We start from the raw sequence: 25,927 nt of genomic DNA, 5'->3' as shown, positions 1-25,927 counted from the left end.
TTACTTTTTTTGGCGTTTGAAAAAAAGTGAGTCGCCGTAAGGGCGAAACCGTAATCAGCAACACCCGCAGCAACGGATCCACCCACAAAATTGACTAAAATCCCCGAGCCATGCTCTCCTACACAACTTGTTACGGGTGCCCTTCACAGGGTGAAACGGGAAACCGGTGAATCATGTGCTTTACTCAAGCCCATGTCAGTCCGGTGCTGCCCCCGCAACGGTAAGCGAGCGAAGCGTCAAAACCACTGTGTCAGCAAGGCATGGGAAGGTGACGCTTGCAGGTCGGCCTGACGCCAACCCCTCGTGAGCCCGGAGACCGGCCCGCAACACACAGCCCGCACCTTGTGCGTCGCTGAACATAACAAACCCGCGGTGGGCGGGCGCTGTTCGAACCTTTGCGAACCCGACCCGCAGGGGTTTTCATGCGCTCGATTCACCCACTGACACTCCAGAGGGAAGCGCCATGTCGATCATCAGCAGCACCGGCAGCAACACGGACAAAATTTCCAGCACCGCCACCCTGAGCCAACGCCTGAGCGCCGCGATCTTTGCGTCGATCCTCGGCGCCAGCCTGGTCTACTTCGCCGGTTTCTCGCACATCGAAGCGGTGCACAACGCCGCCCACGATACCCGCCACAGCGCCGCGTTCCCGTGCCACTGAGACCTGCCGACATGATCAAGCGTATTGCGCAAACCGCAGGTTTCACCGGTCTGCTGGCCGCCCTGCTCCTCACCCTGCTGCAAAGCTTCTGGGTCTCGCCGCTGATTCTTCAGGCAGAGACCTTCGAAAAAGCCGAACCAGTGGCTGAAGTTCACGAACACGCCGCCGGCGCCGCTGCGCACACCCACGATGCCGAGGCCTGGGAGCCGGAAGACGGCTGGCAGCGCGTGGTCTCGACCACTGGCGGTAATCTGGTCGTAGCCGTCGGTTTCGCTCTGATGCTCGCCGGCCTCTACACCCTGCGCGCACCGACCAAAACCTCGCAAGGCCTGCTCTGGGGCCTGGCCGGTTACGCCACTTTCGTCCTCGCGCCGACCCTGGGCCTGCCGCCTGAGTTGCCGGGCACAGCCGCTGCGGATCTGGCCTCGCGTCAGATGTGGTGGATCGGCACGGCCGCTTCGACTGCGGTCGGGCTGTCGTTGATCGCGTTCAGCCGTCACTGGCTGATGAAGATCCTCGGCGTGGCGATTCTTGCCGTACCGCACGTGATCGGCGCACCGCAGCCGCAAGTGCATTCGATGCTCGCTCCCGAGGCATTGGAAGCCCAGTTCAAAATCGCTTCGCAGTTGACCAACGTGGTGTTCTGGCTGGCCCTGGGCCTGATCAGCGCCTGGTTGTTCCGCCGCAAAAGCGCTGGCCAATACCACGCATGACCGATGACCGCGCAGCGCCGACTTTCGTGGTCGGCCTGGGCTGCCAGCGCGGCTGCCCTGCCAGCACGCTGCGCGCGTTACTCGACCAAGCCCTACAGGCGCACCGCATTGAACTTCAAACGGTCAAGGCATTGGCCAGCATCGATTTGAAGCGCGACGAGCCAGGCCTGCAAGAACTTGCCGCTCAGTTGGCTTTGCCCTTGCTGTACTTCAGCAGCGAGGAACTGGCCAGTTATCAGCAACGACTCAGCCACCATTCGCAAATCGCCTACGAACGAACCGGCTGCTATGGCGTTGCCGAAAGCGCTGCGTTGGCACTCGCCGAACAGTTGATTCAGGCTCCGGCAAAACTGCTGATTTCCCGGCAAAAATACGCTCAGGCAACACTGGCATTGGCCGGCGCGGCGTAAAATCCCGATAATCGCCGCCATTGATCATGAGCGTTGTTCATCTGCAACGCGGTCGTGCCCTCTTTTACTCAGGATTCAAAGATGACCGTCTACTTCATCGGCGCCGGCCCCGGCGACCCGGAATTGATCACTGTCAAAGGCCAGCGGCTGATCCGCAGTTGCCCGGTGATTATCTACGCAGGCTCGTTGGTGCCGGCGGCAGTGCTCGACGGCCATCAAGCCGAAACGGTGGTCAACAGCGCTGAATTGCACCTGGAACAGATCATCGAACTGATCAAGACCGCGCATGCCAAGGGCCACGATGTGGCGCGGGTGCATTCCGGTGATCCGAGCCTGTATGGCGCGATTGGTGAGCAGATTCGTTATCTGCGTGAGTTGAATATCCCGTTCGAAATCATCCCGGGAGTGACGGCAACGGCAGCCTGTGCCGCGTTGCTCGGCGCGGAACTGACCCTGCCGGATGTTTCACAAAGTGTGATTCTGACCCGCTATGCCGATAAAACCGCCATGCCGGCAGGCGAAGAGCTCGGCAGTCTGGCGCAGCACGGCGCGACCATGGCGATTCATCTGGGGGTCAATCATCTGGACAAGATTCTGGCGGAACTGCTGCCGCATTACGGCGCCGACTGCCCGATTGCAGTGATTCACCGGGCGACGTGGCCGGATCAGGATTGGGTGGTCGGGACGCTGGCGGATATTGCTGAAAAGGTTGAGGCCAAGGGGTTTCGGCGTACGGCATTGATTCTGGTGGGTCGCGTTTTGGGCAGTGAGGTGTTTAGCGAGTCATCGTTGTATCGCGCCGGGCATGCTCACCTCTATCGCCCATGAAGGCCCCTTCGCGAGCAGGCTCGCTCCCACATTTGGAATGCGATCAAATGTGGGAGCGAGCTTGCTCGCGAAGGCGTCGGTACATTTCATCCATAAAAAACTCACCCATAAAAAAACGGCGCTCACGGGGCGCCGTTTTTCATGTCCGCAGCGAACACCTTAGTAGTAGGCGTTTTCTTTCTGCGTGTGGTCGGTCACATCGCGAACGCCTTTCAGCTCCGGGATGCGCTCGAGCAAGGTGCGCTCGATGCCTTCCTTCAACGTCACGTCCGCCTGGCCGCAGCCTTGGCAACCGCCACCGAACTGCAGCACGGCGATGCCGTCTTCAACCACATCGATCAGGCTGACCTGACCGCCGTGGCTGGCCAGCCCCGGGTTGATCTCGGTTTGCAGGTAGTAGTTGATGCGCTCGTTGACCGGGCTGTCGGCGTTGACCATCGGCACTTTGGCGTTTGGCGCCTTGATGGTCAGCTGGCCGCCCATGCGGTCGGTGGCGTAGTCGACGACGGCGTCATCGAGAAACGCTTCGCTGAAGTGATCGATATACGCGGTGAAGCTTTTCAGCCCCAGCGCGGTGTCTTCAGGTTTTTCTTCGCCCGGCTTGCAGTAGGCAATGCAGGTTTCGGCGTACTGGGTGCCAGGCTGGGTGATGAAGACGCGGATGCCGATGCCCGGGGTGTTCTGCTTGGAGAGCAGATCAGCCAGGTAATCGTGGGCGGCGTCGGTAATGGTAATAGCGGTCATGGAAACTCCTCGCAGGCTTGGGCGCAGTTTACGCCAATCGTTGCGCCGGACAAAGTCCTAGTATTTTTGTCGGGAAAGATTCTCGTCGGGCTCGTCGTCGATTCGCGCCTTGAGCCAGCGATAGCTGCGTTTTTCCACCCATTCGTAGCTCAACCAGGAGCCGACGCCAATGGCCAGCGCGCACACGACAAACATCAAATACGGATTGATGCCGTAGCGCCGGGCCAGATAACCGCCCGCCGAGAGCACCAGAACGTGCATCAGGTACACAGAATACGAGCAATCACCGAGCAGCTTGAGGACGCGACTGCGCTCGACATACCGCTCAAGCGAGATACACGCCATCACCAGCACGGCGCTCGGCACACCCCAGTTGAGCAGCCTCGGCGCCGGTGCCAAGTGATAGATCGCCAGCAATGCAGCGCCAATCGCGGTCAGCGGCAGCCAGAAACCCGGGCCAATCCAACCCCGGCGATAGAGCATGCCGATGCCAATCCCCAGCAGAAACTCATAGACGATGTCCGAACGGTAAAACTCGCTGATCCAGCCAAACCCGGTCCACGCCTGACTCACTGCAAACAGCAACGCCGCGACTACCAGCAGGCGCACCTGCAGACGGAACAGCAACGCCCAGGCAAACAGCACGTAAAACAGGATTTCGTAGTTTAGCGTCCAGCCGACATTCAGCGTCGGATAGATACCGTAGCCGCCGGGGTTCTCAGTCGGAATGAACAGCAACGACAACAGCAGATGGCCCCAATCCACGGTCTGATCCGGCAGTAACGGCTGGGCAAACACCACCAGTAGCGCCATCAACAGCGTGTACAGCCAATACGCCGGGACGATGCGAAACAGCCGATACAACAGAAAGCGCGCGGGCGGCAGCGGTTTGTTCTCGGTCGAGAGGAAAATAACCAGACCGCTGATGACGAAGAAGATATCGACGCCTACCGCGCCCTTGTCGATGAACAGCTGCCCGATCGGCCCACGCGCCTGGAAGTCGAAGAAAATCTGCATGAAGTGGTGGCAGACCACCGTCCACGCGGCAAGCGCACGCAGGGCTTGCACTGAAATCAACATCACCTGCTCCCGATCACACCCTCAAATTCACCTCAATCTCTGTAGGAGCTGCGGCACGCTGCGATCTTTTGATCATGATTCTTAAAGATCAAAAGATCGCAGCCTCGTTTCACTCGACAGCTCCTACAGGGTTTTGCGGCGTTGCTTGAAGTTGGGACAGCAAGCCAATCTGAATCGATCAAAGATTCTCGTAGCGGTTCATGTCCAGCACGCCCTCTTCCACCGGTTCGGTTTCGTGCAGGTACTGACTCAAATCGTGGAAATAGAACCAGAATTGCGGATGACTGCGACGAATCCCCCAACGTTCGACGATTTTCTCAAAGCGATTGGCATCCTTGGCGTTTTCCATTGCATCGACAAACGCCGGCACCTGATCGGCCGGGACATTAAAGATGAAGTTCGGATAACTGCTGAGCACGCCCGGGTAAATGGTCAGCGTGTCCAGCCCCGGTTGATAGCGCAGCGACTCACCCAGCAGGAACGCCACATTGCTATGGGCGCGGTTGCGCAACAGGCTGTAGACCTCGCGTTTACCGCTGGCGGTTTCAACGCGCAGCAGGGTCGCTTCAGGGAGCTGATCAATCACCTTCAAACCGGCCGCCGGACGCGAAGTCAGGCGGCTCAATGCCTGTTCAGCATTTTGCAGCGCCGGGTCGATATTCGGCCGTGAGCAGTAAGCGCCATCGCAGCGATTGATCGGGTCCGGCCGCGCATTGAGATCGCCGTAACGCGCCAGCAATTGCATGGCGAAGTCGTATTTCGGGTCTTTCTCATCGAGCTTCAGCGCGGTCGGCTTATCGTCGTCAATCGCTTCGTAATCGAGCCACATCTTGAACTGGCCGCTGCTCTGATACCAATCGTCCAGGTAATCCTCACGGGAATCGGCGGGCATCAGGCGCAGGAAGTTTTGCTCGGCGCCGTTGCGGATCAGGTCGAAATACAGGCGGGTTTGCGCCTGATGCGAGACGTTGCCGAATACATCGAAGTTGACTGCCAACTGGTAATAGGTGCGTTCCAGCAGCGGATAGTCGAACAGCCACATGGTTTGCGGCACTTCACCGATCAGGCCTTTGGTCACTGAAGCGCTGTCGAAGTGGCGGAAAATGCTCAGCAACGCGTTATCGTTGCCGGCCCACAGGGTCGACCAGCTCGGCGCGGGGAGATCGGCGTAGCTGTCGCGGCGCAGAGCCTCATATTCATTGCGCTTGTCGCGGTAGTTGCGCCACAGGCTGAGGACGCTGCCGACATCGTCGTTCTGTCCCGGCATGGCCAGCAACGGTGTGGCCTGACCGCGATAATTCGGGTCGGTGATATAGAGGTCGTGTTCCGGTGCCTGGAACAGCGCCCAGAAGTTGTCACGGATCACGTCGGTCGCAATCTGCCCCCGGCACACCGGGCCGCGAATAAAGGTGCGGACGAAGTATTCGGCGTTATCCAGCATGAACTGGTAACGCGCCTGCGCCGGAATTGCCTCGAACGTGGCAAACGGATTGGCGCGGCTCTGCGGACCGTAACCCGGCAAGGCATTGACCTGCCAGTTGCCGCTGTAAAACAGGCTTTTCACCCGCGACATCTTCGCCGCGCTCAGCGGATAGGTGATGTGGGTTTTATGCACGATCACACCCTGCACCGGCCACAAACGGTAATACACCTGAGTGCCCGGATCGTCGTTCGGGCGGCGAGTGGCGATAAGGTCGATCGGCTGCCCGCTCGGTGTACGTGATCGCACCCACTGGAAGTAATGCCCCGGCTCGCCATCCTTGAAATAGATGTGCGCGAGGTACCAGTGCTCGTACAACCAGCGGCCGACCAGACTTTGCCGTGCGCCGGGGGTGTTGAGCAGGTTTTCCCACTGGACGATCTGCAGCGCCTCTTTGGCGCTTGGTGCCAGGCCTTGCTCGTCAATCGGCGCACCCGAGGCCAGCCAGCGCTGCAATGTCTGATATTGCTGGTCGGTCAACCCGGTGACCGCCAGCGGCATGCCTTCTTTCGGGTGAGCGCCGGCGTAGCCTTCGAACTCGGCGGGCAGCGCGCACATGTTCTCGCGATTCAGGCCCAGCACGATGTCTTCCGGAAGTTTGGCGTTCGGTGTCAGCGGCGTCTTGTGCCCCAGTTCGAGCATGCGCGCCATCAACGCCGCTTGGCTGCCTTGGGCGTCGAGCACCGAATAAAAGTCTTTCTGCTGCCAGGCGCGTTTACCGAAGGCGTCGTAAAACAGTCGGGTGGTCGGTGCCGCTTGTGTGCGTTCGCCATCGTAGACCGGCATCTTGCTCGCACCACGGGCCGCGCCCTCGCCACTGCCCAGGTTCAACTGGCAGGCCGAATCGTAGCAGGCATGGCAGGCCACGCACTTCTCGGTGAAGATCGGCTGAATGTCGCGGCTGTATGAGATCGTGGGCTCTTGCGCAACGGCGCCCCAGCTTAAAAACAGCAAAACCATGCTGATGACGCGGTACGACATGCCCTTGATCCCGATCGTGAAAAAAACGCCGCGATTCTACAGTATGACGCTCGTACCAACATGAACGATATTCATGCAAAAGCCCCACATGCTCTAAAAGCGCACAGGTTTGCTATGATCCCGCTCCTTCGTAATGGTCTTTCCGAGTAGTTCAAATGTCCGATCGCAGCGTCCGCCTTCAAGCTCTCAAGCAAGCCCTCAAAGAGCGCATCCTGATACTCGATGGCGGTATGGGCACGATGATCCAGAGCTACAAGCTCGAAGAGCAGGATTATCGCGGCAAACGCTTCGCGGACTGGCCGAGTGACGTCAAGGGCAACAACGACCTGCTGGTGATCACCCGTCCGGACGTGATCGGCGGCATCGAGAAGGCCTATCTGGATGCCGGCGCCGACATCCTCGAAACCAACACCTTCAACGCTACGCGCATTTCCATGGCCGACTACGGTATGGAAGAGCTGGCCTACGAGTTAAACGTAGAAGGCGCACGTCTGGCCCGCAAGGTCGCCGACGCCAAGACCGCCGAGAACCCGGACAAGCCACGCTTCGTTGCCGGCGTACTCGGCCCGACCAGCCGTACCTGCTCGCTGTCGCCGGACGTCAACAACCCTGGCTATCGCAACGTCACCTTTGATGAGCTGGTGGAGAACTACACCGAAGCCACCAAAGGCCTGATCGAGGGCGGCGCCGACCTGATCCTGATCGAAACCATTTTCGACACCCTCAACGCCAAAGCGGCGATCTTCGCTGTGCAAGGCGTGTTCGAAGAGCTGCACGTAGAACTGCCGATCATGATTTCCGGGACCATCACCGATGCCTCCGGCCGTACCCTGTCGGGGCAGACCACCGAAGCATTCTGGAACTCGGTGGCGCATGCCAAGCCGATTTCGGTCGGTTTGAACTGCGCGCTCGGCGCCAGTGAGTTGCGTCCGTACCTGGAAGAGCTGTCGAACAAAGCCAGCACCCACGTTTCCGCGCACCCGAACGCTGGCCTGCCGAACGAATTCGGCGAGTACGACGAACTGCCGTCGGAAACCGCCAAGGTCATCGAAGAATTCGCCCAGAGCGGCTTCCTCAATATCGTCGGCGGCTGCTGCGGCACCACGCCGGGGCACATTGAAGCGATCGCCAAAGCCGTCGCCGGTTATGCGCCGCGGCAGATTCCGGACATTCCCAAGGCTTGCCGCCTCTCGGGTCTGGAGCCGTTCACCATCGATCGCAGCTCGTTGTTCGTCAACGTCGGCGAACGTACCAACATCACCGGTTCCGCCAAGTTCGCCCGTCTGATCCGTGAAGACAACTACACCGAAGCGCTGGAGGTCGCCCTGCAGCAGGTCGAGGCCGGCGCGCAGGTGATCGACATCAACATGGACGAAGGCATGCTCGATTCGAAGAAGGCCATGGTGACCTTCCTCAATCTGATCGCCGGTGAACCGGACATCTCGCGCGTGCCGATCATGATCGACTCCTCCAAGTGGGAAGTGATCGAAGCCGGCCTCAAGTGCATTCAGGGCAAGGGCATCGTCAACTCGATCAGCATGAAAGAAGGCGTCGAGCAGTTCATCCACCACGCCAAACTGTGCAAGCGCTACGGCGCGGCCGTAGTGGTGATGGCGTTCGACGAAGCCGGCCAGGCCGACACCGAAGCGCGCAAGAAAGAAATCTGCAAACGCTCCTACGACATTCTGGTCAACGAAGTCGGCTTCCCGCCGGAAGACATCATCTTCGACCCGAACATCTTCGCCGTCGCCACCGGTATTGAAGAACACAACAACTACGCTGTGGATTTCATCAACGCCTGCGCCTACATCCGCGACGAGCTGCCGTACGCGCTGACCTCGGGCGGCGTGTCCAACGTGTCGTTCTCGTTCCGGGGCAACAACCCGGTGCGTGAGGCGATCCACTCGGTGTTCCTGCTGTATGCGATCCGCGCAGGCCTGACCATGGGCATCGTCAACGCCGGTCAACTGGAGATCTACGACCAGATCCCGCAGGAGCTGCGCGACGCCGTTGAAGACGTGATCCTCAACCGCACGCCGGAAGGCACCGACGCCCTCCTCGCCATCGCCGACAAGTACAAGGGCGACGGCAGCGTCAAGGAAGCCGAGACCGAAGAGTGGCGCAGCTGGGAGGTCAACAAGCGTCTGGAACATGCGCTGGTCAAAGGCATCACCACGCATATCGTTGAAGACACCGAAGAATCCCGTCAGTCGTTCGCCCGCCCGATCGAAGTAATCGAAGGCCCGCTGATGTCCGGCATGAACATCGTCGGCGACCTGTTCGGCGCCGGCAAAATGTTCCTGCCGCAAGTGGTGAAATCCGCCCGCGTGATGAAGCAGGCCGTGGCGCATTTGATCCCGTTCATCGAACTGGAAAAAGGCGACAAGCCGGAAGCCAAGGGCAAGATCCTCATGGCGACCGTGAAAGGCGACGTGCATGACATCGGCAAGAACATCGTCGGCGTGGTACTCGGTTGCAACGGCTATGACATCGTCGACCTCGGCGTGATGGTGCCGGCCGAGAAGATTCTGCAAGTGGCCAAGGAACAGAAGTGCGACATCATCGGCCTCTCCGGTCTGATCACGCCGTCGCTGGATGAAATGGTTCACGTCGCTCGCGAGATGCAGCGTCAGGACTTCCACCTGCCGCTGATGATCGGTGGCGCGACCACCTCCAAAGCGCACACGGCGGTGAAAATCGAACCGAAGTACAGCAACGATGCCGTGGTTTACGTGACCGACGCCTCCCGCGCCGTGGGCGTGGCCACACAGTTGCTGTCGAAAGAATTGAAAGCAGGTTTTGTTGAAAGAACCCGTGCCGAATACGTTGAAGTGCGCGAACGTACCGCCAACCGCAGCGCCCGCACCGAGCGCCTGAGCTACGCCGCAGCCATCGCCAAGAAACCACAGTTCGACTGGGCGACTTATCAGCCGGTCAAACCGACTTTCACCGGCAGCAAGGTGCTGGACAACATCGATCTCAAGGTCTTGGCCGAGTACATCGACTGGACGCCGTTCTTTATCTCCTGGGATCTGGCCGGCAAGTTCCCGCGCATTCTCGAGGACGAAGTGGTCGGCGAAGCCGCCACCGCGCTGTACAAGGACGCGCAGGAAATGCTCGCCAAGCTGATCGACGAGAAGCTGATCAGCGCCCGTGCGGTGTTCGGCTTCTGGCCAGCCAATCAGGTGCATGACGATGACATCGAGCTGTACGGCGATGATGGCAAGCCATTGGCCAAACTGCATCACTTGCGCCAGCAGATCATCAAGACCGACGGCAAACCAAACTTCTCGCTGGCCGACTTCGTGGCACCGAAGGACAGCGAAGTGACCGATTACGTCGGCGGTTTCATCACCACCGCCGGCATCGGCGCCGAAGAAGTGGCCAAGGCTTATCAGGACGCTGGCGACGACTACAACTCGATCATGGTCAAAGCCCTCGCCGACCGTTTGGCCGAGGCTTGCGCCGAATGGCTGCACCAGCAAGTGCGTAAAGAGCACTGGGGTTATGCCAAGGACGAAACCCTCGACAACGACGCGCTGATCAAAGAGCAATACAGCGGCATCCGCCCTGCCCCGGGTTACCCGGCGTGCCCGGATCACACCGAGAAGGCTGCGTTGTTTGCCTTGCTCGATCCGGAAGCTGAAGAGATGCGCGCTGGTCGCAGCGGCGTGTTCCTCACCGAGCACTACGCGATGTTCCCGGCGGCAGCGGTCAGCGGCTGGTACTTCGCCCATCCGCAGGCGCAGTACTTTGCGGTGGGCAAGGTCGACAAGGATCAGGTCGCCAGCTACACCTCGCGCAAAGGCCAGGAGTTGAGCGTGACCGAGCGCTGGCTGGCGCCGAACCTGGGTTACGACAACTAATCCAGCTTCAAAGCATCACCCTGTGGGAGCGAGCTTGCTCGCGAAGGCGTCATGTCATTCAACATTAGTACTGAATGATCGACCGCTTTCGCGAGCAAGCTCGCTCCCACATTTGCTTTTGCGGTGTTCTGCAGAGGGTTGGCTATGCTTGTCTGACACACACGGCAGACGAGGGATTTATGGACGATCCAGTCGACAACAAACCGCCGACCTTCTGGCAGATGCTGCACAGCGTGATGGCGGCAGCGTTCGGGGTGCAGAGCGGCAAGAACCGGGCAAGGGACTTCACCCATGGCAAGCCCAGCCATTTCGTGATGCTGGGGATTCTGTTCACCGCGGTGTTTGCGTTGACGCTGTTTGCCATCGTCAAACTGGTGCTGCACTTCGCCGGGGTCTAACGCGTTCAGCGCATCAGGGTTTGCAGGGTGAACGGATAGCGATACGACTCCGGTTGCCCTTTGGCTGAGAGCTTGCGGAAATTCACGCCATAGTTCGGCGACTTGCCCATGGCCAGCATTTGTCGGGCGTGACGCTTGTCGATCAGTTGCAGCAACGGAATCTGCCGGTCACGGCCGCCGTAGTGATCCAGCTCGACGCCTTGCTCGACGTCATGCAACTCGACCAGCGCCCAGCCACCCAAGGTGAAATGTCCGCCGACCAGTGCGCTCAGGCGCCCGTCAACCAATGCCTGCAAGGCCGCCGGGGAGGTGTTGACCGCACTGAACAAGGCATCTTTGCCGGGGACTTTGCCGATCTCGGCGTACGCGCGCATCGCCCCGAAGGCCATTTCATCATTGGCCGACCACACCAGCGACACCTTCGGGTAACGGGCGAACAGCTGTTTGGCCTGTTCATAGGCGCGCTCTTGGGTCCAGCCGCTGTAGACCAATTGCCGCAGGCGAATCTGTGGATGTTCGGCCAGCGCCCGCTGCATGCCGCGCTCGCGTAATTGCGCCGAGGGCGTGACCTTCAGCCCGGAGAACGCCAACACCTCAATCGGCTCAGTGCCTGGCGTCGACGGGTGCAGGCGAATCAGCTCCTTCATCATCAAGTAACCGCCCTCCTCGTCGTTCGGCACCAGGCTGCCAATGCGGTCGTCACGCTCGCCAACCATGGCCTGCTGGTCAGCCGTCAGTGCGGCATTGACCATAAACAGCTTCACGCCGCTGTTCTGCGCCAGGCGCAGGATTTGCGGGGCTACGTATTGTTCGTTGACGAACACCAGGTACTCAGGCCGATTCGCCCCCTGCAACGCGACGCGCGCTTGAGCGAGGGTCAGTTCGGGCTGACGTTGTGAGTAGAGAATCTGCAGATCGATGCCCAGATCATGGGCGGCCGCTTGCATGAATTGCGAATAGCTGACCCAGAAGGCTTCTTGCGTCGAACCCGGATTCAAAAACAGCACAGACTCTGCCCGCGCGCCGGTCTGGAACAGCGCGCCGAACAACAGAAGACTGATATGGAAAAGCTTGAACATGAAGCATCCGGGCCCAACGAAAAATGGCCGCGCATTATAGCCCTCGTTTCATCGGCTATTGATGCCTGATCCCGCTTTTTGTCCGACAATCTGTCGCAAGCGAGGCCCGGATCGGTCGTTTACTGATGGCTGACCCAGAATACCGCTGTTCCTACTACGAGAATGATCAGGAACAGGATGGCCCACGCATCGACACTGCTGTCGCTTTTTCTTGCCTTGGTCGGGTTGCTCATTGCATCGCCTCTTGTCGGTTTTATCGGTGATTGCAGAAAGACTCGACCACAGTTAAGACGATGATTGCCCGCACGACAAATGTGGGTTAGTTGACAGCCATTCTCGTTAGGCGATTTGGTTCTTTACATATACTCAAACATCACTTTTGCGCATAACTGCAAACGGGTATATTGCCCCGGCTCCGTTAGGGAGTGCGCGGCCGTGCGCGCAGAATTGCAGAGGCACAATCGGACTCCAGCAAGCGAAAACGCAGTGCTACTCCGAATGGCCCAAGCCTGAGAACAGGACTTATATGTACGTATACGACGAGTACGATCAGCGGATCATCGAGGACCGCGTCAAGCAGTTCCGTGATCAGACCCGACGCTATCTGGCAGGTGAGCTGAGCGAAGAAGAATTCCGCCCCCTGCGCCTGCAAAATGGCCTGTACATCCAGCGCTTTGCGCCGATGTTGCGTGTGGCGGTGCCTTACGGCCAGCTGACTTCGCGTCAGACGCGCATGATGGCCAAGATTGCCCGCGACTACGACAAGGGCTACGCCCACATCAGTACGCGGCAGAACGTGCAGTTCAACTGGCCGGCGGTGGAAGACATCCCGGACATCCTCGCTGAACTGGCCACCGTGCAGATGCACGCGATCCAGACCAGCGGCAACTGCCTGCGCAACGTCACCACCGACCAGTTCGCCGGCGTCGCTGCCGATGAAGTGATCGACCCGCGCCCATGGTGCGAAATCGTCCGTCAGTGGACTACATTCCACCCGGAATTCGCCTACCTGCCGCGTAAGTTCAAGATCGCCGTCAACGGTTCGACCGCTGACCGTGCCGCCATTGAAGTCCACGACATCGGTCTTGAGCCGGTGCATAACGCCGGTGGCGAACTGGGTTTCCGTGTGCTGGTGGGCGGTGGCCTCGGTCGTACCCCGGTGGTCGGTGCGTTCATCAACGAGTTCCTGCCGTGGCAGGATTTGTTGAGCTACCTCGACGCCATCCTGCGCGTGTACAACCGCTACGGTCGTCGCGACAACAAATACAAGGCGCGGATCAAGATCCTCGTCAAAGCCCTCACGCCGGAAGTGTTCGCACAGAAAGTCGATGCGGAAATGGAACACCTGCGCGGTGGCCAGACCACATTGACCGACGCCGAGCTACAGCGTGTCGCCAAGCACTTCGTCGACCCGGATTACAAGGCGCTGGACAACCAGACTGCGCAACTGGCCGAGCTGGACAAAGAGCATCCGGGGTTCGCCCGCTGGCGTACCCGCAACACCCTGGCGCACAAGAAGCCGGGCTATGTCGCCGTAACCCTGTCGCTGAAACCGACCGGCGTTGCCCCGGGCGACATCACTGACAAGCAGCTCGACGCCGTCGCCGATCTGGCCGACCGCTACAGCTTCGGTCAGCTGCGCACCTCGCACGAACAGAACATCATTCTGGCCGACGTCGAGCAGAGCCAACTGTTCACCCTCTGGGGCGAACTGCGTGAAGGCGGTTTCGCCACGCCGAACATCGGCCTGCTGACCGACATCATCTGCTGCCCTGGCGGTGATTTCTGCTCGCTGGCCAACGCCAAGTCGATCCCGATTGCCGAATCGATCCAGCGCCGCTTCGACGACCTCGACTACCTGTTCGACATCGGTGAGCTGGACCTGAACATCTCCGGTTGCATGAACGCCTGTGGTCACCACCACGTCGGCCACATCGGCATCCTCGGCGTCGACAAGAAAGGCGAAGAGTTCTATCAGGTCTCCCTCGGCGGCAGCGCCAGCCGGGATGCGAGCCTGGGCAAGATCCTCGGCCCGTCCTTCGCTCAGGAAGCCATGCCTGACGTGATCTCGAAGCTGATCGACGTGTACGTGGAACAACGTACCGAAGACGAGCGCTTCATCGACACCTACCAGCGTATCGGCATCGACCTCTTCAAGGAACGCGTCTATGCAGCGAATCATTAAGAACAACGAGGTCGTCGACGAAACCTGGCACTTGCTGCCCAAGGATTTCAACATCGACGAGATCAGCAACTGCGACGATCTGATCGTGCCGCTGCAACTGTGGCGCGAACACAGCCGCATGCTCAAGGCTCGCGACGGCGGTCTGGGTGTCTGGCTGGACGCCGACGAAGAAGCCGAAGAAATCGGTGAAGACGTCGCCGAGTTTCAGGTGATTGCCCTGAACTTCCCGGCGTTCACTGACGGCCGCAACTACTCCAACGCCCGCCTGCTGCGCGACCGTTACGGTTTCAAAGGTGAATTGCGGGCGATTGGCGATGTGCTGCGCGATCAGCTGTTCTACATGCATCGCTGCGGTTTTGATGCCTTTGCCATTCGCGCGGACAAAGACCCGTACGAAGCGCTGGAAGGCCTCAAGGACTTCTCGGTGACCTATCAGGCTGCCACTGACGAACCGCTGCCGCTGTTCCGTCGCCGCTAAGTCTTCAGGTTTAGCGCGAAAAAAAACGCCGGTCATGTGACCGGCGTTTTTTTATGCCTGTTCGAGTTACCAGAAGCGCTGCTGGGTCAGGCGACTCCACCAGCTCAGCAGTACGCGGTCGACCGAGCCGCTGGCGGCCATGCCGATACGCTCCTGCAAGCTTTTGCGCTCGGCGTAGTGCAGGTGATAGACCTCGGCTTTTTTCGCCCGGTCTGCCAAATATTCATCACTGGTCTTGAGCTCATCGACCAGTTGCTTATCCAGCGCCGCGACGCCGAGCCAGACTTCACCAGTGGCGACATCGTCAATCGCCAGTTGCGGGCGATAGCGGGCTACGAAGTTCTTGAACAGTTGATGGGTGATGTCCAGGTCTTCCTGAAACTTCTCCCGGCCCTTCTCGGTGTTTTCGCCAAACACGGTCAGGGTGCGTTTGTACTCGCCGGCGGTGAGGACTTCAAAGTCGATATCGTGCTTCTTCAGCAAGCGATTGACGTTGGGCAATTGCGCCACAACACCGATCGAACCGAGGATCGCGAACGGCGCGCTGATGATCTTCTCGCCGATGCACGCCATCATGTAGCCGCCACTGGCCGCAACCTTGTCGATGCACACGGTCAACGGCACGCCGGCTTCACGGATACGCGCCAATTGCGAGGATGCCAGACCGTAGCTGTGGACCATGCCGCCTCCGCTTTCCAGACGCAGGACCACTTCGTCTTTTGGCGTGGCCAAGGTCAGCAGCGCGGTGATTTCATGGCGCAGGCTCTCGGTGGCCGAGGCTTTGATGTCGCCGTCGAAATCGAGGACGAATACGCGGGACTTGGCTTCGGGTTGTTTCTTCTGCTTCTTCGCGCTTTTCTCGGACTTGGCCTCGCCCTTGCGCAAAGCCTTGAGCTGATCCTTGTCGAGCAAGGTCTGCTCCAGGCGCTCACGCAAGCCCTTGTAAAAATCATTGAGTTTGCTGACCTGCAACTGACCGGCGGATTTGCGTCGGCCCTTGCTGCGCAATGCAGCAAAACTGGCAAGCACCACCAGAATGGCGATCACCAGGGTGACGGTCTTGGCCAGGAAGCTGGCATATTCGGTGAAAAACTCCACAGAGACTCCTTAAACGATGCGCGGATGTGAGGCACGCGCGAGATGGTTCCAGCATACCCATGCGCCGGCTTGTCGGCCAGCCGTGAAACCTCTGGCAACACCCCTGTAACGGGCATTTCAAACAAGCGTATGTTTTTTCATTGACAGCTACCCGTCATCCTCATAACCTCGCCACAACCTTCAACGTACCGGGATGACGCGGACGTGGGCAGTATCTATTTGATTCGACATGGCCAGGCCTCCTTTGGTGCAGACGACTATGACGTCCTGTCGCCGACCGGTGTGCGCCAGGCAGAAATCCTCGGTCAGCACCTTGCTGAACTGGGTATCAGCTTCGATCGCTGCCTCGCCGGAGACCTGCGCCGTCAGCAACACACGGCCACCAGCGCGCTGGAACAGTTCACCGCCAAAGGCCTGCCGGTGCCGATCCTGGAAACCGATTCTGCCTTCAACGAATTCGATGCCGACGCGGTGATCCGCGCCCTGCTCCCGGACATGCTGGCAGACGAGCCGGAAGCCCTCGACATCTTGCGCAACGCCGCGCAGAACCGTGGCGAATTCCAACGCATTTTCGCCCTGATCATCGAGCGCTGGCTGGCAGGCACTTACGACACACCGGGGCTGGAAAGTTGGCTGGGTTTCGTCGAACGCGTTCAGGCCGGGCTGCAGCGGATTCTTGATCTGGCCGATAAAAACCAGAAAATCGCCGTGTTCACCTCCGGCGGCACCATCACTGCCCTGCTCCACCTCATTACGCAAATGCCTGCGAAACAGGCCTTTGAATTGAACTGGCAAATCGTCAACACCTCGCTCAACCAGCTGAAGTTCCGCGGTCGCGAGGTGGCTTTGGCCTCCTTCAACAGTCATGCGCATCTGCAGCTGTTGAAGGCTCCGGAACTCATCACTTTCCGTTGAGTCCGGTTAACTGTGAACCTTGCTGTAATTAACCTCATAAGGATCGAACCATGACCTCCGTAGCCGATGCCGTAAAAGCAATGCAAGCCAAGTTCAACCCAGCCGCTGCTGCCGGTCTGGATCTGGTCTTCGGTTTCAACATCACTGACGAAGACAAGCAGTACTCGCTGATCGTCAAAGACGGCACCTGCGACATCCAGGAAGGCGAAAACCCGGACGCCAACTGCACGCTGGTGCTGGACAGCGAAACCCTGAAAGGTATCGTCAGCGGCGAAACCGACGGCATGCAGGCTTTCATGGGCGGCAAGCTGCGCGTTGAAGGCGACATGATGCTGTCGATGAAGCTGTCCGAGCTGTTCCCGTCGTAATAGCGACGTTCAGTGACACAAAAATCCCGCCCCCAGTGGCGGGATTTTTGCGTTTCGGCCCTGTAGGAGCTGCGGCACGCTGCGATCTTTTGATCTGGTTTTTTTAGAACGCAAAGTCAAAAGATCGCAGCCTCGTTTCACTCGACAGCTCCTACAGGGTTACCCGCTGAACGAAGCGGCCAGCAACTCTCGGGTATACGGATGCTGCGCGGCATGAAACAGCGCATTCGTCTCGCCACGCTCCACCACTTCACCGTCCTTCATCACAATCAAGTCATGGGCCAACGCGCGTACCACCGCCAGATCGTGGCTGATGAACAGGTACGTCAGGCCATGTTCTTGCTGCAAACGCCGCAGCAAAGCAACAATCTGCTTTTGCACCGTGCGATCCAGTGCCGAGGTCGGCTCATCCAGCAGGATCAAGTCGGGCTTGAGCACCAGCGCCCGGGCAATCGCGATGCGTTGCCGCTGCCCACCGGAAAACTCGTGGGGATAACGATGCCGTGTGGCAGGGTCGAGACCGACTTCACGCAACACATCGATCACCGCCCATTCGCGCTCAGCGGCGTTCAAATCGCTGTGCACCTGTAGACCTTCAGCGATGATCTGCTCCACACACAGGCGCGGACTGAGGCTGCCAAACGGATCCTGAAACACCACTTGCAGACGTTTGCGCAGTGGCCGGAGTTGTTTGCCGCTCAAGTGCTCCAGCGCCTCGCCTTGAAAGCGAATACTGCCTTGCGCATCGATCAAACGCAGAATCGCCTGGCCCAGCGTCGACTTGCCGGAACCAGATTCGCCAACAATTCCCAAGGTCTTGCCGCGCTGAAGATTCAAATCTATGCCATTGACCGCGTGCAAGTACGACTTCGCGCGCAGCCATCCACCGCCCAAACGGAAGCGCACATTGAGATCACGCACCTCCAGCAAATCCTCAGCGGGTTCCCGGCACAACGCCTCGCCACCCGGTTCAGCGTTGAGCAATTCGATGCTGTAAGGATGTTGCGGCGCACTGAACAACTGTTCACAAGACGCTTGTTCGACGATCAGACCGCCACGCATGACCGCCACCCGCTGAGCGATATTGCGCACCAGATTCAGATCATGACTGATGATCAACAACGCCATGCCCAGCCGCTCCTGCAGTTCTTTGAGCAGCAACAAGATCTTGCGTTGCACGGTCACGTCCAGCGCGGTGGTCGGCTCGTCGGCGATCAGCAACTGCGGCTCGCAGGCCAGCGCCATGGCAATCATCACCCGTTGTCGCTGACCGCCCGACAGTTGATGCGGATAGGCCTTGAGCCGTTCGCGCGGATGTTGAATGCCGACCAATTCCAGCAGCTCCAAAATCCGTAACCGCGCCGCCGCCCCGGCCAACCCCTTGTGCAGCGCAAGGCTTTCGCCCAGTTGCCGCTCAATCGTGTGCAAAGGGTTCAGTGAACTCATTGGCTCCTGAAAAATCATCGCGATGCGGTTGCCCCGCAATTGCCGCAAGTAGCGTTCATGCACACCAAGCAGCTCCTCGCCGGCATAACGGATGCTGCCGTCGATCCGGGTGATGGCCGGGTCGAGCAATTGCAGAATGCTGTGCGCCGTCACCGATTTACCGGAGCCGGATTCCCCAACCAGCGCCACGCACTCGCCGGGGCGGATATCGAGGTCGATGCCGTGCACCACGGCCTGGCCATTGAAGGCGACGCGCAGGTCGCGTATTTCGATCAGATGTTCCGGCATCTCAAGTCCTCGGATCAAACGCATCGCGGCAGGCCTCGCCGATGAATACCAACAGTGAAAGGATCAGCGCCAAGGCAAAGAACGCGGTCAAACCCAGCCACGGCGCTTGCAGATTGCTCTTGCCCTGGCCGATCAACTCGCCCAGCGACGCGCTGCCGGCCGGCATGCCAAAACCGAGAAAATCCAGCGCCGACAAGGTCGCAATCGCACCGGTGAGAATGAACGGCAGATAAGTCAGCGTTGCGCTCATGGCATTGGGCAGGATGTGTCGAACGATTACCTGCGCATCGCCGACACCCAGTGCCCGCGCCGCTTTCACATACTCCAGACCGCGACTGCGCAGGAACTCGGCCCGCACCACATCGACCAGGCTCAACCAGGAAAACAGCGCCATGATCCCCAGCAACCACCAGAAATTCGGCTCGACAAACCCGGACAGAATGATCAGCAGGTACAACACCGGCAGCCCAGACCACACCTCCAGCACGCGCTGACCGATCAGGTCGACCCAACCACCGTAATAACCCTGCAACGCGCCGGCGGCGATGCCGATCAGCGCACTCGCTGCGGTCAGCGCCAGGGCAAACAGCAGCGATATACGCGTGCCGAAAATCACCCGCGCCAGCACGTCGCGCGCCTGATCATCGGTGCCCAGCCAATTCTCGCCGCTGGGCGGACTCGGTGCCGGCTCCGTGAGGTCGTAATTGACCGTGTCGAACGCGAACGGAATCGGCGCAAACCACAGCCGCCCGCCCTGCCCCTCGATCAATTGCCGCACCTGCGCGCTGCGATAGTCTGGTTGGAACGGCAACTCGCCGCCGAAGTCCTGCTCGGTGTAGCGCTTGAACGCCGGGAAATACCAGTCGCCCTGATACGCCACCAGCAGCGGTTTGTCATTGGCCACCAGTTCCCCGCCAAGGCTCACGCCAAACAACAAGATAAACAGCCACAGCGACCACCAGCCACGCCGATGCGCCTTGAAGCGCGCCCAGCGGCGCTGACCGATTGGAGATAACGTCAGCATCAGGCAGCCCTCGCGGTGAAGTCGATACGCGGGTCGACCAGCGTGTAGCAGAGGTCGCCGAGCAGTTTTATCAGCAGGCCGAACAAGGTGAAAATGAACAGCGAGCCGAACACCACCGGGTAATCGCGGGCGACCGCCGCTTCGTAGCTCAGGCGACCGAGACCATCGAGGGAAAAGATCACTTCGATCAGCAACGAGCCGCCGAAAAACACCGTCACCAACGCTTGCGGCAAACCGGCGACGACCAACAGCATCGCATTGCGAAACACATGGCCGTACAACACCTGCCGTTCACTCAGCCCTTTGGCGCGCGCGGTCACCACATAAAGGCGCGAGATCTCGTTGAGAAAGCTGTTCTTGGTCAGGATCGTCAACGTGGCGAAACCACCGATGACCAAGGCAGTCACCGGCAGCACCAAGTGCCAGAAATAGTCAGCCACCTTGGCCCACGGCGACAGCTCGGCGAAGTTGTCCGAGACCAGCCCGCGCACCGGAAACCAGTCCAGCGCCGTGCCGCCGGCAAACACCACGATCAGCAGCAGCGCAAAGAGAAATCCCGGCAGCGCATAACCGATGATGATCGCCACGCTGCTCCAGACATCGAACGCCGAGCCGTTGTGCACGGCTTTGCGAATGCCCAGCGGAATCGACACCAGATAGGTGATCAGCGTCGCCCACAGGCCCAGCGACAAGGTCACCGGCAGCTTCTGCCAGATCAGTTCCGTGACGCTGGCACCGCGAAAGAAACTCTGACCGAAATCCAGTTGCGCATAGCTTTTGAGCATCAGCCACAAGCGCTCGCTGGCGGGTTTATCGAAGCCGTATTGACGCTCGATATCGGCCACCAGTTTCGGGTCCAGTCCGCGGGTAGCGCGGGACTCGCCACCGACCGTTTCTACATGGCTGGAGCCCACTGCCGCGCCGACGCCAATCCCCTGCAAGCGCGCAATGGCCTGCTCCACCGGGCCACCGGGTGCGGCTTGCACGATAACGAAATTGACCAACAGGATCGCGAGCAAGGTCGGCACGATCAGCAGTAGACGCCGCAGGCTATAGCCCCACATGGCTGTACTCCTTGGGCATCTGCGCTGATGTCAGTGCAGTCGGGCTGATTTCCCACCAGGTGTCGAGGCCGGCGTCGTACAGCGGGGCAATCGCCGGTCGGCCGAAACGGTTCCACCACACCGTGGAAATCCCCGGCGGGTAATAGTTGGGCACCCAGTAATAACCCCACTGCAACACTCGATCCAGCGCATGGGCATGGCGCAACAGACTCTCGCGATTGTCAGCCTGCACTAGCCCTTCGAGCAGTGCATCGACGGCCGGGTCGCGCAGGACCATGTAATTGTTCGAGCCGGGATCGTCGGCGCCGTCGGAGCCGAAGTAATTGAACATCTCGCGCCCCGGTGCCTGGCTCACCGGGTAACCGGCGACGATCATGTCGTAATCGCGATTGCGCACGCGGTTGGTGTATTGCGCGGTGTCGACCTGGCGGATATCGAAGCCGATGCCGATCTGCGCCAGGTTGCGTTTGAACGGCAATAACAGCCGTTCGAAACCTTTCTGGCCATTGAGAAACGTGAAGTGCAGAGGCTCGCCATTGGCGTTCACCAACTGATCGCCCTGAGGTTTCCAGCCAGCGGCCTCTAGCAGTTTCAGTGCCTGCAATTGTTCGGCGCGGATATTGCCACTGCCGTCGGTTTTCGGTGCTTCAAACACCGTGGTGAACACTTCATCGGGAATCTGTCCGCGCAACGGCTCAAGAATCTTCAGCTCTTCGGCATCCGGCAATGCAGTGGCCGCCAGTGCGCTGTGCGAGAAGAAGCTGCGCTGGCGCAGGTACATGCTGCGCATCATCTGGCGGTTGCTCCATTCGAAATCCCAGAGCATGGCGATCGCCTGACGCACACGACGATCCTGAAACGGCGGTTTTTGCAGGTTGAACACAAAGCCCTGCGCGCCTTGCGCGGCACCGGGTGCGAGGTGTTCACGAAGCAATTTGCCTTGCTCGAGTGCAGCGCCCGCGTAGCCGATGGTGAAACTGGTGGCAGAGAATTCGCGGTTGTAATCGAAGCCGCCGGCCTTGAGCACTTGCCGCGACACGTCGGTGTCGGCGAAAAACTCCACGCTTAACTGATCGAAGTTGTACAACCCGCGAGTGATCGGCAGATCCTTGGCCCACCAGTCTTGCACCCGCTGGAATTTCACGCTGCGCCCGGCATCCACCGCGCTGACGCGATACGGGCCACTGCCCGGCGGGATCTCAAAACCACCGCCCTCGGCAAAGTCGCGAGTGCGCCACCAATGTTCGGGCAGCACTGGCAGTGTCGCCAGGTCCAGCGGCAAGGTGCGGCTGTCGTTGTTCTTGAAGAGGAAACGCACTTGCGTCGGTGACTCCACAAAGACTTCAGCGACATCGCGAAACTGCTGGCGGTATTTGAGGCTGCCCTGGGTGATGAACAGATTGAAGGTGTAGCGCACGTCTTCGGCAGTGATCGGTGTGCCGTCGTCGAAACGCGCCTTCGGGTTCAGGTAGAAGCGTATCCAGCGGCGATCCGGATCCAGCTCCATCTGCTGCGCCACCAGTCCGTAGACGCTGTAGGGTTCGTCCTTGCTGCGATAGGCCAGTGGCGCGTAGAGCCAGCCATCGATGTCGGCCACGCCGGTGCCTTTGTCGGTGTAAGGAATCAGGTGGTCAAACGGGCCGCTTTCCAGCGAAGACCGGCGCAGGCTGCCGCCCTTCGGCGCGTCGGGGTTGGCGTAGGCCAGGTGCTGGAAGTCGGGGGCGTATTTGGCGGGTTCGCCGTAGACCGTTAATGCCGGTTGCGGGGTCGCCCAACTGAACGGGGTTAAAAGCGCAAGAGCGCTGAATAATATGAGCCTGGAGAACATCGGCAGATCCTTTTACTCGCTGCTGCTACTGGCTTCATCGCGAGCAGGCTCACTCCTACAAGGGTCTGCGGTGAACACAAATCCAATGTAGGAGTGAGCCTGCTCGCGATAACGCCGGAACAGTCAACACACCTTCTGCCTACCTGTGATGTGCAACAGGCCGGCGATTTTTATAGGGCACGCTTTAGATCAATAGGTGACTAAAACTCGCCATCTCTGAGCATTTTCAAAACTTGTAACTGACCCGCGTGTACAGCGTCCGCCCAAACGGATCGCCATATTTCGGGTCGTAACCGCTCTGGAACGTATAGGTCTGGTTGCTGAACGGTGGCTCGCGGTCGAACAGGTTTTTCGCGCCGAGGGTCACGCTCAGGGTCTTGCGCCAGGTGTAAGTGCCGGCCAGATCCCAGACGTTATACGAGCCGACGTAATCGTGAGTGTCGCGATCGGAGTCGTGGTAACCGCTGGTGTAGCGGTTGGTCAGGGCCGCACCGAACGGGCCGTAATTCCAGCTGCCGGTCAGGCTGTGGCGCCAGCGCGCCACGGCACCCGCCGAGGCAAAGTCACCGCCACGGAAATCGCCCAGCTTGTCGATGTAGTCGCCCTTGAGTTGCTGCTGATAGTCATAGCGGGTGACGTAAGTGCCTTGCAGGCCGATGCCGAAGTTTCCGTACGGCGTGCTCGGCAAACGGTAATCGAAACTGACGTCGACGCCGTTGGTCTTGATCTTGCCGAGGTTGGCCAGGCCGGTGACGATGTGATCGATGGAGCCATCCGGCTTGCGCACCAGCCGATCCGGGTACAGCTCAGGATTCTCGAACACCGCCGATTCCGGGAACTCGGCAATCTGGTTGGCGATGTCGATCCACCAGAAATCCAGCCCGGCGCTCAGGCGCTCAAACGGTTGATAGACAAACCCGAGGGTAACGTTGCGCGCGGTTTCCGGGCTCAGGTCGCTATTGCCGCCGCTGCTGCGATTGAACTGCTGCGCGCAATCACGGTTGGCGATGCCGCCATTGCTCGGATTGCCGCCAGCGCACAAACGTGGATCGTTGTAGTTGGCATTGGTGAAACTGGTAAAGGTCGGGTTGTACAGCTCATACAACGACGGCGCACGGAACCCTTCGCTGTAGGCACCACGTACCACCAGTTCCTTGAACGGCTGGAAGCGGAACGAGTACTTCGGGTTGGTGGTGCTGCCGAAGTCGCTGTACTTGTCGTGGCGTACGGCGGCGGACAGTTCGAGGCTGTCGAGCACCGGCACGTTGACCTCGGCGTACTCGGCGGAAACGCTGCGATCCCCGGCGACGCTGCCGTTCGGATCGACACCAAGGCTTTGCACGTCGCCGGCAAATTGCGCGAAATCCTGATGGAAGTCTTCCTTGCGGTACTCGCCGCCCAGCGCCAATGCCGAAGGGCCGGCACCGAACCAGTCGCCGATTTCACGACTGATACGCCCGTCGATGGCCTTCACCCGCCCGACCGCCGTGGCGTAATCACCGTCCACCGAGTTGGCCGCCAACAGCGCGGAACCGGCAGCCGTCTGCGGGCCGAACGGGTTGATCACGCCGTTGGCAATACCGGCGCTGACGGCACGGTCATTGACGTAGCCGTCCTGAATGCTGTTGACCACTTTGTTCTGGTTGTACGAGGCACCGAGGTTGTAATCCCAGCCGACCAGCGTGCCGTCGAAACTCAGCAGCAAACGCTGACTGGTGTTGTCGTCTTCGTGCTGACGCGCGCCGACGGCAGTTTCGCGCCAGTTCACGTCGACCGGTTGCGTCGGGTCGAGGGCAAAACCGTTCGGCCCCGGGGTGATGCCGTTGCCTGGATAGAACGCCGTGCCGGGGTTGACCTGATTACCCATCAAAGTGCCGGGGCCGATTTGCGTGCGGTTTTCGTTTTGCGCCCAGAAGTATTCGAGGCTGACGTTGTGATCGTCCGACAGTTTGCCGGTGGCTTTGGCGAAGGCCGAGGTCTTCTCCGTTTCCGGCACCAGATCAAGGTAATTCCACAGGCTCTGCCGGCAGATGCCGTTGCGCGCCAGCAAACCCGGTGCGTTGCAGCCAGAACCGGCCAATGGATTGGTGGCGTTACTGCCCTGGCTCCAGTTGGCTGGCGAGGCGGTGCCGGAGGTGTAGTCGAGTCCACGATTCGGCTGGTAGTTATAGGTGTAGCCGCGATCTTCGGCGGCCAGGCGTTGCTGCTTGTCGTAACTGACCACACCAAACACGTTGAAGCGATCATCCTGCAAATCACCGAAGCCCCAACTGCCGCTGAAGTTTCGACTTTCACCGCCCCCCGAATGCGTCGGAGTGTCGTAATTGGTGCTGATCTGCCCTTCGGTCAGGCTGGTCTTGGTGATGAAGTTGATCACCCCGCCAATCGCATCGGTGCCGTACAGCGCCGAGGCGCCATCGCGCAGCACTTCGACGCGGTCAATGGCGGCGAACGGAATGGTGTTGAGGTCGACACCCGAGCCGTTGATCGCATTGGTAGCGTTGTTGCTCAGGCGCCGGCCGTTGAGCAGCACCAAGGTTTTGTTGGCGCCGATGCCGCGCAGATCCGCATAAGACGCCCCACCACTGCTCGACCCCACCGAACGCCCGGAACCAACCGAAGACTGGTTGGCGGATATCCGGCTGACCAGTTCCTCGGTGGTGGACACGCCCTGCTCGCGCAGCTCTTCTACGCGCAGGATGGTCACCGGCACCGCAGTTTCCGCGTCGACCCTACGGATTGCCGTCCCCGTGACTTCGACACGCTGCAGTTGAGTGGTCGGTTCGGTTGCCGTGCTGTCGGCGGCGATGGCCGGCAGCGTGTTGATTGCCAGCAGCAAGGCCAGGCTTAAAGGTGATTTGACGGGTGAAAACTGAATCATGAACAGCCATCCCTGCGTTTTGGTTTATGCAGGGATGTGCAATGACGAATAAGGATTTATAGAGGGCGGTTTAGACCGTTGGGTGATGAGGTTATGCACAAAATGCCGTGCG

20 protein-coding genes and 1 riboswitch are annotated in these 25,927 nt (G+C 59.7%); of the genes, 10 read left to right on the top strand and 10 right to left on the bottom strand.

What is annotated here, in order from left to right:
- Positions 1-117 precede the first annotated feature (117 nt).
- Positions 118-339, top strand: a riboswitch (cobalamin riboswitch).
- Between the two features lie 124 nt (positions 340-463).
- From ACW9IR_RS13825 to cobM, 4 genes are all read left to right on the top strand, one after another.
- Complete coding sequence (locus tag ACW9IR_RS13825) at positions 464-661, top strand: CbtB domain-containing protein (protein ID WP_034152302.1); 198 nt, start codon at positions 464-466, stop codon at positions 659-661.
- 11 nt (positions 662-672) lie between these two features.
- The gene (locus tag ACW9IR_RS13820; protein ID WP_457463711.1) at positions 673-1,374 is read left to right on the top strand and encodes a CbtA family protein; all 702 of its coding nucleotides are present in this window, start codon (positions 673-675) and stop codon (positions 1,372-1,374) included.
- Entirely contained in the window at positions 1,371-1,784 is a 414-nt protein-coding gene (locus tag ACW9IR_RS13815) for a cobalamin biosynthesis protein (protein ID WP_102901915.1), read from the top strand. The genes ACW9IR_RS13820 and ACW9IR_RS13815 overlap by 4 nt, the downstream gene beginning before the upstream one ends.
- An 81-nt stretch (positions 1,785-1,865) precedes the next feature.
- Complete coding sequence (cobM, locus tag ACW9IR_RS13810; RefSeq protein WP_102901916.1) at positions 1,866-2,612, top strand: precorrin-4 C(11)-methyltransferase; 747 nt, start codon at positions 1,866-1,868, stop codon at positions 2,610-2,612.
- Positions 2,613-2,771: 159 nt separating this feature from the next.
- Here the strand turns inward: cobM and nfuA are convergent, their stop codons facing one another.
- From nfuA to ACW9IR_RS13795, 3 genes are all read right to left on the bottom strand, one after another.
- A complete protein-coding gene (gene nfuA / locus ACW9IR_RS13805; protein ID WP_007912592.1) occupies positions 2,772-3,356 on the bottom strand; it encodes a Fe-S biogenesis protein NfuA in 585 nt (194 codons plus the stop codon).
- A 57-nt stretch (positions 3,357-3,413) separates the two neighbouring features.
- Positions 3,414-4,436 carry an acyltransferase family protein gene (locus tag ACW9IR_RS13800; protein WP_457463708.1) on the bottom strand — a complete coding sequence of 341 codons (1,023 nt, stop codon included), beginning with the start codon at positions 4,434-4,436 and terminating at the stop codon, positions 3,414-3,416.
- A gap of 178 nt (positions 4,437-4,614) precedes the next feature.
- Entirely contained in the window at positions 4,615-6,897 is a 2,283-nt protein-coding gene (locus ACW9IR_RS13795) for a fatty acid cis/trans isomerase (RefSeq protein ID WP_457463706.1), read from the bottom strand.
- Positions 6,898-7,052: 155 nt separating this feature from the next.
- Between ACW9IR_RS13795 and metH the strand changes: the two genes are divergently transcribed.
- Complete coding sequence (gene metH, locus ACW9IR_RS13790; RefSeq protein WP_457463704.1) at positions 7,053-10,763, top strand: methionine synthase; 3,711 nt, start codon at positions 7,053-7,055, stop codon at positions 10,761-10,763.
- A 179-nt stretch (positions 10,764-10,942) separates the two neighbouring features.
- Positions 10,943-11,161 carry a DUF2970 domain-containing protein gene (locus ACW9IR_RS13785; RefSeq protein ID WP_016983294.1) on the top strand — a complete coding sequence of 73 codons (219 nt, stop codon included), beginning with the start codon at positions 10,943-10,945 and terminating at the stop codon, positions 11,159-11,161.
- A gap of 5 nt (positions 11,162-11,166) precedes the next feature.
- Here the strand turns inward: ACW9IR_RS13785 and ACW9IR_RS13780 are convergent, their stop codons facing one another.
- Positions 11,167-12,240, bottom strand: coding sequence for an ABC transporter substrate-binding protein (locus tag ACW9IR_RS13780; RefSeq protein WP_457463701.1), 1,074 nt, complete (start codon positions 12,238-12,240; stop codon positions 11,167-11,169).
- A 526-nt stretch (positions 12,241-12,766) separates the two neighbouring features.
- On the opposite strand from ACW9IR_RS13780, the gene ACW9IR_RS13775 reads away from it, so the two are divergent.
- Positions 12,767-14,425, top strand: coding sequence for a nitrite/sulfite reductase (locus ACW9IR_RS13775; RefSeq protein WP_102901921.1), 1,659 nt, complete (start codon positions 12,767-12,769; stop codon positions 14,423-14,425).
- On the top strand, positions 14,409-14,903 hold the full coding sequence (locus ACW9IR_RS13770; RefSeq protein WP_038368934.1) for a DUF934 domain-containing protein: 495 nt from the start codon (positions 14,409-14,411) through the stop codon (positions 14,901-14,903). Before ACW9IR_RS13775 ends, ACW9IR_RS13770 begins: the two co-directional genes overlap by 17 nt.
- A 66-nt stretch (positions 14,904-14,969) precedes the next feature.
- Here the strand turns inward: ACW9IR_RS13770 and sohB are convergent, their stop codons facing one another.
- Positions 14,970-16,001 (bottom strand): protease SohB, encoded by a 1,032-nt coding sequence (sohB, locus tag ACW9IR_RS13765; RefSeq protein ID WP_077573155.1) that lies wholly within the window; start codon positions 15,999-16,001, stop codon positions 14,970-14,972.
- A gap of 204 nt (positions 16,002-16,205) precedes the next feature.
- On the opposite strand from sohB, the gene ACW9IR_RS13760 reads away from it, so the two are divergent.
- Positions 16,206-16,916 carry a histidine phosphatase family protein gene (locus ACW9IR_RS13760; protein WP_102901922.1) on the top strand — a complete coding sequence of 237 codons (711 nt, stop codon included), beginning with the start codon at positions 16,206-16,208 and terminating at the stop codon, positions 16,914-16,916.
- Between the two features lie 50 nt (positions 16,917-16,966).
- Positions 16,967-17,284 (top strand): SCP2 sterol-binding domain-containing protein, encoded by a 318-nt coding sequence (locus ACW9IR_RS13755; protein ID WP_007912567.1) that lies wholly within the window; start codon positions 16,967-16,969, stop codon positions 17,282-17,284.
- A 159-nt stretch (positions 17,285-17,443) separates the two neighbouring features.
- On the opposite strand, the gene ACW9IR_RS13750 is transcribed toward ACW9IR_RS13755, so the two are convergent.
- From ACW9IR_RS13750 to ACW9IR_RS13730, 5 genes are all read right to left on the bottom strand, one after another.
- Positions 17,444-19,018, bottom strand: coding sequence for an ABC transporter ATP-binding protein (locus ACW9IR_RS13750; protein WP_457463698.1), 1,575 nt, complete (start codon positions 19,016-19,018; stop codon positions 17,444-17,446).
- A 1-nt stretch (position 19,019) separates the two neighbouring features.
- Complete coding sequence (locus ACW9IR_RS13745; RefSeq protein ID WP_457463696.1) at positions 19,020-20,042, bottom strand: ABC transporter permease; 1,023 nt, start codon at positions 20,040-20,042, stop codon at positions 19,020-19,022.
- Positions 20,042-21,106, bottom strand: coding sequence for a microcin C ABC transporter permease YejB (locus ACW9IR_RS13740; RefSeq protein WP_102901925.1), 1,065 nt, complete (start codon positions 21,104-21,106; stop codon positions 20,042-20,044). The genes ACW9IR_RS13745 and ACW9IR_RS13740 overlap by 1 nt, the downstream gene beginning before the upstream one ends.
- Positions 21,093-22,934: an extracellular solute-binding protein gene (locus ACW9IR_RS13735; protein ID WP_457463693.1), complete on the bottom strand. Its 1,842-nt coding sequence runs from the start codon at positions 22,932-22,934 to the stop codon at positions 21,093-21,095. Before ACW9IR_RS13735 ends, ACW9IR_RS13740 begins: the two co-directional genes overlap by 14 nt.
- Before the next feature lie 226 nt (positions 22,935-23,160).
- The gene (locus tag ACW9IR_RS13730) at positions 23,161-25,815 is read right to left on the bottom strand and encodes a TonB-dependent receptor (RefSeq protein ID WP_457463691.1); all 2,655 of its coding nucleotides are present in this window, start codon (positions 25,813-25,815) and stop codon (positions 23,161-23,163) included.
- Positions 25,816-25,927 lie beyond the last annotated feature (112 nt).

This window comes from Pseudomonas sp. SDT291_1_S447 (assembly GCF_054070155.1).
This window is presented reverse-complemented; position numbering and strand designations above follow the sequence as displayed.

What these genes read in the sequence shown, in the direction of transcription:
- ACW9IR_RS13825 (WP_034152302.1), top strand. Translation starts at nt 464, where the DNA reads ATGTCGATCATCAGCAGCACCGGCAGCAACACGGACAAAATTTCCAGC.
- ACW9IR_RS13820 (WP_457463711.1), top strand. Translation starts at nt 673, where the DNA reads ATGATCAAGCGTATTGCGCAAACCGCAGGTTTCACCGGTCTGCTGGCC.
- ACW9IR_RS13815 (WP_102901915.1), top strand. Translation starts at nt 1,371, where the DNA reads ATGACCGATGACCGCGCAGCGCCGACTTTCGTGGTCGGCCTGGGCTGC.
- cobM (WP_102901916.1), top strand. Translation starts at nt 1,866, where the DNA reads ATGACCGTCTACTTCATCGGCGCCGGCCCCGGCGACCCGGAATTGATC.
- nfuA (WP_007912592.1), bottom strand. Translation starts at nt 3,356, where the DNA reads ATGACCGCTATTACCATTACCGACGCCGCCCACGATTACCTGGCTGAT.
- ACW9IR_RS13800 (WP_457463708.1), bottom strand. Translation starts at nt 4,436, where the DNA reads ATGTTGATTTCAGTGCAAGCCCTGCGTGCGCTTGCCGCGTGGACGGTG.
- ACW9IR_RS13795 (WP_457463706.1), bottom strand. Translation starts at nt 6,897, where the DNA reads ATGTCGTACCGCGTCATCAGCATGGTTTTGCTGTTTTTAAGCTGGGGC.
- metH (WP_457463704.1), top strand. Translation starts at nt 7,053, where the DNA reads ATGTCCGATCGCAGCGTCCGCCTTCAAGCTCTCAAGCAAGCCCTCAAA.
- ACW9IR_RS13785 (WP_016983294.1), top strand. Translation starts at nt 10,943, where the DNA reads ATGGACGATCCAGTCGACAACAAACCGCCGACCTTCTGGCAGATGCTG.
- ACW9IR_RS13780 (WP_457463701.1), bottom strand. Translation starts at nt 12,240, where the DNA reads ATGTTCAAGCTTTTCCATATCAGTCTTCTGTTGTTCGGCGCGCTGTTC.
- ACW9IR_RS13775 (WP_102901921.1), top strand. Translation starts at nt 12,767, where the DNA reads ATGTACGTATACGACGAGTACGATCAGCGGATCATCGAGGACCGCGTC.
- ACW9IR_RS13770 (WP_038368934.1), top strand. Translation starts at nt 14,409, where the DNA reads ATGCAGCGAATCATTAAGAACAACGAGGTCGTCGACGAAACCTGGCAC.
- ACW9IR_RS13755 (WP_007912567.1), top strand. Translation starts at nt 16,967, where the DNA reads ATGACCTCCGTAGCCGATGCCGTAAAAGCAATGCAAGCCAAGTTCAAC.
- ACW9IR_RS13750 (WP_457463698.1), bottom strand. Translation starts at nt 19,018, where the DNA reads ATGCCGGAACATCTGATCGAAATACGCGACCTGCGCGTCGCCTTCAAT.
- ACW9IR_RS13745 (WP_457463696.1), bottom strand. Translation starts at nt 20,042, where the DNA reads ATGCTGACGTTATCTCCAATCGGTCAGCGCCGCTGGGCGCGCTTCAAG.
- ACW9IR_RS13740 (WP_102901925.1), bottom strand. Translation starts at nt 21,106, where the DNA reads ATGTGGGGCTATAGCCTGCGGCGTCTACTGCTGATCGTGCCGACCTTG.
- ACW9IR_RS13735 (WP_457463693.1), bottom strand. Translation starts at nt 22,934, where the DNA reads ATGTTCTCCAGGCTCATATTATTCAGCGCTCTTGCGCTTTTAACCCCG.
- ACW9IR_RS13730 (WP_457463691.1), bottom strand. Translation starts at nt 25,815, where the DNA reads ATGATTCAGTTTTCACCCGTCAAATCACCTTTAAGCCTGGCCTTGCTG.